The 8,423-nt window shown below is 44.3% G+C and carries 7 protein-coding genes; 3 read left to right on the top strand and 4 right to left on the bottom strand.

Annotated features, from left to right (window positions below; translation table 11 throughout):
- Positions 1-440 precede the first annotated feature (440 nt).
- Together acsF and IM456_RS22770 are read left to right on the top strand one after the other, a co-directional pair.
- Positions 441-1,517, top strand: a complete 1,077-nt coding sequence (gene acsF, locus IM456_RS22775; RefSeq protein ID WP_079207757.1) for a magnesium-protoporphyrin IX monomethyl ester (oxidative) cyclase — start codon at positions 441-443, stop codon at positions 1,515-1,517.
- A 164-nt stretch (positions 1,518-1,681) separates the two neighbouring features.
- On the top strand, positions 1,682-2,212 hold the full coding sequence (locus tag IM456_RS22770; RefSeq protein WP_149988074.1) for a zinc ribbon domain-containing protein: 531 nt from the start codon (positions 1,682-1,684) through the stop codon (positions 2,210-2,212).
- A gap of 117 nt (positions 2,213-2,329) precedes the next feature.
- Here IM456_RS22770 and clpB read toward each other — a convergent pair whose 3' ends face one another.
- The 4 genes from clpB to IM456_RS22750 all read right to left on the bottom strand — a co-directional run bounded on the left by clpB (position 2,330) and on the right by IM456_RS22750 (position 7,038).
- Positions 2,330-4,990: an ATP-dependent chaperone ClpB gene (gene clpB, locus IM456_RS22765; protein ID WP_149988075.1), complete on the bottom strand. Its 2,661-nt coding sequence runs from the start codon at positions 4,988-4,990 to the stop codon at positions 2,330-2,332.
- 92 nt (positions 4,991-5,082) lie between these two features.
- A complete protein-coding gene (locus tag IM456_RS22760) occupies positions 5,083-5,568 on the bottom strand; it encodes a GNAT family N-acetyltransferase (protein WP_149988076.1) in 486 nt (161 codons plus the stop codon).
- 22 nt (positions 5,569-5,590) lie between these two features.
- On the bottom strand, positions 5,591-5,899 hold the full coding sequence (locus IM456_RS22755; RefSeq protein WP_002781238.1) for a hypothetical protein: 309 nt from the start codon (positions 5,897-5,899) through the stop codon (positions 5,591-5,593).
- 245 nt (positions 5,900-6,144) lie between these two features.
- Positions 6,145-7,038: a methylenetetrahydrofolate reductase gene (locus tag IM456_RS22750; RefSeq protein ID WP_149988077.1), complete on the bottom strand. Its 894-nt coding sequence runs from the start codon at positions 7,036-7,038 to the stop codon at positions 6,145-6,147.
- A 229-nt stretch (positions 7,039-7,267) separates the two neighbouring features.
- Here IM456_RS22750 and IM456_RS22745 point away from each other — a divergent pair, with 229 nt between their 5' ends.
- Positions 7,268-7,987 carry a GDSL-type esterase/lipase family protein gene (locus tag IM456_RS22745; RefSeq protein ID WP_149988078.1) on the top strand — a complete coding sequence of 240 codons (720 nt, stop codon included), beginning with the start codon at positions 7,268-7,270 and terminating at the stop codon, positions 7,985-7,987.
- Positions 7,988-8,423: the final 436 nt, after the last annotated feature.

The raw sequence follows: 8,423 nt of genomic DNA, 5'->3' as shown, positions 1-8,423 counted from the left end.
TTTGTACCAGTTTATGTACTAAAAGAAGGATAATGCCAGGTTTTTGAAGGTCTTAATCCTATTTTCGCAGCATGAACATCGGATTTTAACAGGTCAAAAGCCTTATTTTAAAAGGGTTTTACCATTATTCAGCAAGCCCTAGGTAATTGACCACCTGAAAATGGGTAAAACCCGACACCCGACACCCGACACCCGACACCCTACTTCCCACTTCCCACTTCCCGCTCCCTATCCCCGAACATTTGTCAAGACTGGGAGCGAAAAAGCCGCGTTTGTTCACACAGCTTAATTAAGAGTTGTAACTTTTAATGAACAGGAAGGGAGTCTAGGGCTGAGAGCTTGCTATAGTGAATCCTAGCCGTTTTTTCACGGCTCGTCATTATCAAGTCAGAGCCTTTACTCGTCTCAATCATCATCCCAGAGTAAAATCAATAATCCCTATGGTCAGCACGATCCAAAAACCAGAATTCGAGGAAATCCGTCCGGGTATAAAAGTTCCCGCTAAAGAAACGATCCTCACTCCCCGCTTCTACACCACTGATTTTGAAGCGATGGCGGAAATGTCGATCGCCGCTAACGAGGAAGAACTGAAAGCGATTTTAGAGGAATTCCGTACCGATTATAACCGGCATCACTTCGTTCGCAATCAAGAATTCGATCGCTCTTGGGAGCATATTGATGGCGAAACCCGCCGCTTATTCGTGGAATTTCTGGAAAGATCCTGCACGGCCGAATTTTCCGGCTTTCTTCTCTACAAAGAACTCGGCAGACGTTTAAAAAACAGAAATCCCCTCCTCGCAGAATGCTTTAACCTCATGTCCCGGGACGAAGCGCGTCACGCTGGGTTCCTTAATAAGGCTTTATCGGATTTTAACCTCTCCCTTGACTTGGGATTTTTAACCAAAAGCCGTAACTACACCTTCTTTAAACCGAAATTTATCTTCTACGCCACCTATCTTTCCGAAAAAATCGGCTACTGGCGCTATATCACCATTTATCGTCATCTCGAACAACATCCCGAAGATCGGGTTTATCCGATTTTTAACTTCTTTGAGAATTGGTGTCAAGACGAAAACCGTCACGGGGACTTCTTTGATGCGATCATGCGTGCGCAGCCTGATATTCTTAATGATTGGCGCGCTCGTCTCTGGTGTCGTTTCTTCCTGCTTTCGGTCTTCGCTACGATGTACCTCAATGATACTCAGCGCTCCGGTTTCTACGCCATTCTCGGTTTGGACGCTCGCGAGTACGATAAGTATGTGATCGAGAAGACCAATGAAACCGCCGGTCGCGTCTTCCCGATTATTCTTGATGTGGATAGTCCTGAATTTTATGATCGCCTAGAGATTTGTGTTGGCAATAACGAGGGATTACGGGCGATCGATAGCGAAAACAGTCCCGCACCGGTTAAATTCCTGAAGAAATTGCCTATCTTCGCCTCTAACGCTTGGCAATTCCTCAAATTGTACCTGATGAAACCGATTCGGGTCGATAAATTAGCCGGTAGCGTCCGTTAAAAAGTTTGTTTTCTTGAGACATGGTGAGGGTGGGTTAAACCACCCTTTTTTTGTCGATAAAATTCTTAAGAAAATCCTCTAACATTTGTATCCTCGCTAGACTGGATCCTAGGGGTGTGAACTAGGTTTTTACTTTTTACTTTTTACTTTTTCCTGTCAAAAATATGGCTATTTATAGTGAATTACCCACAGGACAACGTCTCTATCTCGATAATCAAGGGCCGCAGACGATTGTAACTCTCGCTAGTGGTGCGGTGGGACAACAACAGCAGTCTAGCAGTAGTTTTGCCACGGGAGTTTGGACAAAAGAACCCCAAATAGAGATAATTCCCCAAGGGGCAATTATTGAAATTATCACTGAAACCGGACCCCACAGAATCCAAATTCAGGGAAGCAGTATCGGTTTTTCCTCTCCTCATACCTCTGGAGTTTCTCAGTCCTCTCAATCGACCACTGCTACCAGTTTCTCCTCCTCACCGATGCAACCGATGCAACCGATGCAACCGATGCAACCGATGAAAATGGGTAATATGTCGATGAATTTTGCCCCTATGGAAATGGAGATGGGAGACATGAAAATGAGTATGGGAGACGCAAAAACCGTCAGCAAAGTCCGATTTTGTCGTCAATGCGGGGCAAAAGTAGCGGCAACCGATCGCTTTTGTAGTAGCTGTGGTCATCAGTTACAGCAATAGGCAGTCAGCTAGATAGGCAAAACCTGTTTAGCTAGATTCACCAGGCCTTTTGGGGCAAAATTTTGTTTATCTTGGCTGAATTGACCCGCAGAGGGGGAGTATATCCCCTGTCTGGTTTTAATCCGAACTGAGGTTAACCACGGCTAATTCTAATGTTTGCCCCTCCTTTTTTAGCTCCTTTTTGCTAAAACTTAACACCTCATCCAGACAATCAATTACCACCGTATCCCCTTCCATAAAAGCTTGTTCGAGAATTTTTGTGGCTAAAGGATTCTCTAACTCCCGTTGGATAGCGCGTTTTAAAGGTCGCGCGCCGTAGGTAGGATCGTAACCAACAGTAACGATATGATCTTCTGCTGCCGCAGTTAATTCCAGATTGATTTTTTGTTCTGCTAATAATCTTTCCAGACGCTGTAATTGCAGACGAACAATGTAACGCAATTCTTCTTTTTTGAGGGTATGGAAAATAATTAAATCGTCGATACGATTCAAAAATTCGGGACGAAAATGACTCCGCAAAGCTGTTAAAACCCGTTTCCGCATCTCCTCATAATCGGCATCTTCGGAAACATTTAAAATATGGTCACTGCCAATATTACTGGTCATCACGATAATCGTATTCCGAAAATCCACCACTCGCCCCTGAGAGTCAGTAATGCGCCCATCGTCAAGCACTTGTAATAAAATGTTAAAAACATCGCGATGGGCCTTCTCCACTTCATCCAATAAAACCACAGAATAGGGACGACGACGCACCGCTTCCGATAGTTGTCCCCCTTCCTCGTAACCCACATAACCCGGAGGCGCGCCGATTAACCGCGAAACCGCGTGTTTTTCCATGTATTCCGACATATCGATGCGAACCATGGCCTCCTCGGAGTCGAACAGTAACCCCGCCAAGGCCCGCGCTAACTCGGTTTTACCCACTCCTGTGGGTCCCATAAACAGGAATGAACCAATCGGACGGGAGGGATCTTTCATTCCCGCGCGCGCTCGTCGAATCGCCGCCGCTACTGCCGTGACCGCTTCATTTTGTCCGACAACTTTTTTCTGTAAATGAGACTCTAATTCTAATAATTTTTGTCGTTCCGATTCCATTAAACGATTGACGGGAATTCCCGTCCAACGGGCGACTATTTCGGCAATATCGGCATCAGTTACCTGTTGTCTTAACAGGGTCGAACCTGCCGCTTGAATCGTTTCTAGTTCTTTTTCTTTTACTTCTAATTCCCCTTGTAAAATTTCTAGTTTGCCATACTTTAATTGGGCCGCTTTATTGAGATCATAAGCTCGTTCCGCCTGTTCCACCTGTAGGCGCAATTGTTCCTCTTCCTCTCGCAATAATTTAATTTCCTCGGCGATATGTTTTTCCGTTTGCCATTGGTCAGCGAGGGGCTTTTGTTTACTTTCTAATTCCTCAATTTCTTCGATAATTCTTTCTAAACGCTCTTGAAAAGCTCGATCTTTTTTCTCCTCTTTTTCTAAGGAGAATTTTTCCATCTGTAACTGCATTAAGCGACGATCTATCATTTCCAAATCGGCGGGTTTAGTGGTACTTTCTACCTCTAATTTTGCCGCCGCTTCATCAACTAAATCGATCGCTTTATCCGGTAAGAAGCGATCGCTAATATAACGATGGGATAAGGTAGCTGCTGCCACTAGGGCCGAATCGGTAATTGTCACCCCATGATGCACCTCATAACGTTCTTTTAAACCCCGGAGAATTGAGATAGTATCTTCCACGGAAGGTTCCTTAATATAAACCTGTTGAAAACGTCTTTCTAAAGGGGGATCTTTTTCAATATGATTGCGATATTCATCTAAAGTTGTCGCCCCAATACAGCGCAATTCTCCCCGAGCTAACATAGGTTTTAATAGGTTGCCCGCATCCATCGATCCCCCTTCCCTAGAACCCGCACCGACAACGGTATGTAGTTCATCGATAAAGAGAATAATTCGCCCTTCTGATTGGGTAACTTCTTTCATAACTGACCGCAATCTTTCCTCGAATTCGCCTCGATATTTTGCCCCAGCGATTAAACTTCCCATATCGAGGGAAATTAACTGACGATTTTTCAAAGATTCGGGAACATCTCCGTTAACAATCCTTTGGGCTAATCCTTCAGCGATAGCGGTTTTTCCTACCCCCGGTTCACCGATTAAAACCGGGTTATTTTTAGACCGTCGCGAGAGGACTTGTACCACCCGTCGAATTTCTTCATCACGACCGATAACCGGGTCTAATTTGCCTTCTTTGGCCGCTGCTGTTAAATCCCGGCCATATTTATCTAAAGCTTCGTATTTTTCCTCTTGATTGGGTTCAGTAACCTTTTGAGTACCGCGAATCGCTTTGATGGCTAATTCTAAATCTTGGGGGTCAAGATTGAAAGTGCGTAAACATTTCCGGCCCACCCTTTCATCTTCGGCAAAACCGACGAGAAGATGTTCGACGGAGATAAATTTATCTTGCCAACTTTCCCGGGATGCTTCCGCTCGATCGAGCAGCAGATCGAGACCACGACCTAGGTATAATTGATCGACGATGGCCACTTTCGGCTGTCGGTTGGTGAAGACTTCTAGCTGTTGTTGCAGTCGCGGAATTTCTATATTAGCTTTTTGTAAAATCCGGGTGGCTAGACCGTTATTCTGCTCTAGGAGGGCAATAATAACGTGTTCCACCTCTAAGGTCTGATTTTTAAAGCGTCGCGCAATTTCTTGCGATTTAACGATTGAATCCCAAGCTTGTTCGGTAAATTTATTCGAGTCTGTGGGTTGCATTCTGCACCAATGAGGAAAGCCAGTGTCAGAGGTATAGTATAGCAAGGAGTCTCGACCGATCACAAAGTTCCAGGATCGACAAAAGCTCTGAATTATTTATCGCTATTACCCAATTCGGTTAAAGCAGTCCCGGTGAGGCGACAAATTTGCCACTCTTTGAAGACCTTAGCCCCCATTTTTCCATAAAAATCGATCGCCAGTTGATTCCACTCTAAGACAGTCCATTCTAAAAGTCCTGCATCCCTAGCGACGGCAATTTTAGCCACAGCCATTAGTAAAGCTTTCCCGATACCTTGACTGCGATAATCGGGTAAAACGAAGATATCTTCCAGGTAAATCCCCGGTTTAGTTATAAAGGTGGAATAGTTAGCAAAAAATAGGGCAAAACCGACTATTTTACCCTCTACTTCTGCGACCAATGCTTCGATGTAGGGTTTTTCTCCGAATAAATGATCCCCTAAAGCTTGACTATTTCCTGTCATTAAATGGCTGAGTTCTTGATAGGCCGCTAAGGCAACAATTAAGTCAAAAATAGCCTTGACATCGGTAGCAACGGCAGCACGGATGGAATAATTCATGATTGCTAGTCAAATCTTGATTTTAATGCTGATGATGTTTATGGGGAGATTCAGCAGGGGGAGAATTAAGATTGGAAAAATGGCCGTTATTTAATCCCATCCCAACGCTACCAATACTGAAAAGTCCCATGGAAACAAAACCGGCCGCAATTGTCCCCATGGCCACGGTTCCAATGGAAACCACTCCCATAGGAACAATACCGATGGAAATAACGCCCATGGGAACAATGCCAATAGAAATTATACCAGTGGGGGCAATACCGATCGACAACCATTTTCGCCCGGAATTACCACAACTATTCTCTTTTTCTTGACCTAGATTGGAATCCATGCTTTTAACCCCGAAGATGCTTTGAGCCTTCCCATCCTAGGTTAGGGGTAGAATTCTTGTCAAAAGACCGCTAGTCAAAATGAAAGTTAATTTTTTATAAAAACTATTGACTTTTAATCTTAGTTATGCAGTCGGACATAAATTCTGTTGCCTATCTTAAGAAATGTAAATTGCCGCAATTCTTACTGACTCCTGACTCCTGACTCCTGACTCCTTACCCCACGGTTAAGTTTACTTTTGTCCAACTACTTATGTATTGGCGGGATACCGGCCACGTCGAGAATTTTTGGGACTAGATCCTCCCGTTTAATCGCCATGATGTGGACACCTTGACATAACTGCTGGGCTAATTTTATTTGTTCGGCGGCGATTTTGATGCCTTCTTCGAGGGGATGGGTTGCATCGGCGAGTCTTTGAATGATATGGTCGGGAATTTGTACCCCTGGCACATTTTTATTTAAAAATACGGCATTTTTAGCTGATTTTAACAGAAAGATCCCCGCTAGAACCGGTTTATCGGCGAGGGAGGCCACCTGTTGCATGAACTTATCAAGGCACTCGAAATCCGTAACTAATTGACTTTGAAAAAACTGCGCTCCCGCTTCGATTTTACGCTCAAAACGGCGTTGAAGACCGGACCAACTTTTTGACTGCACATCGACGGCAGCCCCGGCAAAAAGTTCTAAGGGTCCATCAGGTAAAGATTTATCGTTAAAGTCGAAACCTTTATTTAATTTATCGATTAATTTTAACAAACGTACCGATTCTAGGTCAAAAACTGCTCTAGCCTGGGGGTGATCTCCTGCTTTGACGGGATCTCCAGTTAAAGCTAGTATATTTCTCAATCCTAAAGCATGAGCGCCCATTAGGTCTGCTTGTAATCCGATCACATTGCGATCGCGACAGGCCATTTGACAGATGGGTTCGATGTCGTGTTGATAGAGAATAGCGGAGGCTGCCAGAGAGGACATTCGCACTACGGCGCGACTGCCATCGGTGATATTAGCCGCATGAACACGATTTTTTAACCAGAGGGCCATTTCTAGCATATGACTGGCATTACCCCCTTTCGGGGGAGTAATCTCGGCTGTAATCAAAAATTCTCGGTCTTGAACCGCGCGTCGTAAACGAGTAGTCATCAATTTATCTAGGTTTTAATCATAAATTTTATAGTAGATTTAGCCCGGCATGACTCGGAGGCAAGGAATGATCATCGGGCGGCCTTGTTTTATACTGGTCAGTGCTGGTGCTTGGCTGATATCAGATAAGTTAACTGGCAGGAAAAAATTTCTAATGTAGTATAATACACGGACAGTTTAACCAAATTCGTTTACAAGTGTAAAGGACAACCGATTCGATCGAGCGATCATGCAAACTCTTTCTCGACCTACTAAAGACAAAAAAGAAATCATGACCTACAAAATCGTCGCTTTAGGTGATAGCCTTGTGTATGGCTATGGCGACCCCGTGGGTGGCGGTTGGGCCGAGCGCCTACGTCGTTTGTGGATGGAAAGTGCCGGTCATGCCCTGTATAATTTGGGTATTCGCGGCGATCGAGTGGTACAAGTGTCCGAACGTTTAGAACAGGAATTTCGTCTCAGGGGGGAAATTCGCAATCGTCTCCCCGACCTGATTCTTCTCTCCGTCGGTGTTAATGATACAGCCCGTTTAGGCCGGCCCGATGGTCGTACTTATACCGATCACGATCTTTTTCAAACTCAAATTGAACATTTACTCGGCCGGTCCCGTTCTCTTTGCCCGGTTTTGTTTATAGGTATGATTCCCGTGGATGAGCGGAAAATGCCCTTTTTAGATTGCTTTTACTTCAACCATCGCGATCAGTATCGTTTTAAAGAAACCACTAAACAAGCTTGTCTAGAGCAAAATATTCCCTATCTCGATTTATTTGATCTCTGGATGGACCGGGGTGATCTGTGGTGCCAAGAAAGATTAATGCAAGATGGACTTCATCCCAATGTGCAAGGCTATCAATCAATTTTAGAGGATATTTTAAACTGGTCGCCCCTCACCTCCTTTGTCGGTGTGGATGGTTTTATTCAACCGTTCACAGGAATTGCACAAAAGTGATGTCCTCTGTTCTCAGTGGTTCTAGCGGCGCTGCAGAAACCATAAGAGACAGTAAAGAAACCGGTCAAACCCTGTTACTCTAAACTCCAGATCTGAGAAATGCTGTAAGTCTTACTAACTAGGGTTTGCTGAATAGAAGTCGTATTATATTAGTACGAAGGAAATCGATCTTGTGGGGCTTACAATCTCCTAACAAGGGGATTGAGGATCGCCCTGAGAACTTGGCAGCCTCGTGTAGTTGATGCCATCTCAGTTATCACTGCTTGCGGTATTGTAAAGTTTCAATACAAATATAGTCATATATAGTCATTCATGGTAATATGTACAGACAAAACTATCGGACTAGGCAAAAAAAACAGGAATAAGTTATCGAACGGCTTGGAGGTGGTGGAAACAAGGGAATTTAACAGGCTATCAATTGCCTTCTGGTACAATT

This window comes from Microcystis sp. M079S1 (assembly GCF_020246425.1).
GTDB classification, from domain to species: Bacteria; Cyanobacteriota; Cyanobacteriia; order Cyanobacteriales; family Microcystaceae; genus Microcystis; species Microcystis aeruginosa.
The sequence above is the reverse complement of the archived record's forward strand: the minus strand, read 5'-3'. Positions and strand labels throughout refer to the sequence as shown.

Bases quoted from the DNA above. Each gene is read 5' to 3' on its own strand.
- acsF (WP_079207757.1), top strand. From the start codon at position 441: ATGGTCAGCACGATCCAAAAACCAGAATTCGAGGAAATCCGTCCGGGT.
- IM456_RS22770 (WP_149988074.1), top strand. From the start codon at position 1,682: ATGGCTATTTATAGTGAATTACCCACAGGACAACGTCTCTATCTCGAT.
- clpB (WP_149988075.1), bottom strand. From the start codon at position 4,990: ATGCAACCCACAGACTCGAATAAATTTACCGAACAAGCTTGGGATTCA.
- IM456_RS22760 (WP_149988076.1), bottom strand. From the start codon at position 5,568: ATGAATTATTCCATCCGTGCTGCCGTTGCTACCGATGTCAAGGCTATT.
- IM456_RS22755 (WP_002781238.1), bottom strand. From the start codon at position 5,899: ATGGATTCCAATCTAGGTCAAGAAAAAGAGAATAGTTGTGGTAATTCC.
- IM456_RS22750 (WP_149988077.1), bottom strand. From the start codon at position 7,038: ATGACTACTCGTTTACGACGCGCGGTTCAAGACCGAGAATTTTTGATT.
- IM456_RS22745 (WP_149988078.1), top strand. From the start codon at position 7,268: ATGCAAACTCTTTCTCGACCTACTAAAGACAAAAAAGAAATCATGACC.